The sequence below is a fragment of the Faecalibacterium sp. DFI.5.82 genome (assembly GCF_029076575.1).
GTDB lineage: Bacteria > Bacillota > Clostridia > Oscillospirales > Ruminococcaceae > Faecalibacterium > Faecalibacterium duncaniae.
In genome coordinates, this window is record NZ_JARFIS010000961.1 from 1 (window position 1) to 294 (window position 294).

The window sequence follows — 294 nt, forward strand, 5'->3', positions numbered from 1 at the left end:
GAAGGATCTCGGCCCAAAAGAAGATAATCCATACTGACATGGAAGAATTCTGCAATATCGATCAGGATTTTAACAGAGCCATTGGAGCTTCCCCTTTCAAGATCGCCGAGGTGGCGATGGGAAACACCAAGTTTTTCAGCAAGTTTTTCCTGCGATAACTTCGCATTTGTACGCTAAGTAAAAATACGGTTACCAATAGCATTCGGATCAAAACTCATGTATGACCTCCAAATTTTCGATAAAGCGTGAGAAGTCGAAATCTCGGAGTTGCTACGGATATCTAGCCGCTTGGGG

The 294-nt window shown here is 43.5% G+C and carries 1 pseudogene; it reads right to left on the minus strand.

From position 1 onward, the window contains the following. Positions 1-113: pseudogene (locus P0G09_RS19675) on the minus strand (helix-turn-helix transcriptional regulator); the annotation flags it as partial. Between the last annotated feature and the right edge of the window lie 181 nt (positions 114-294).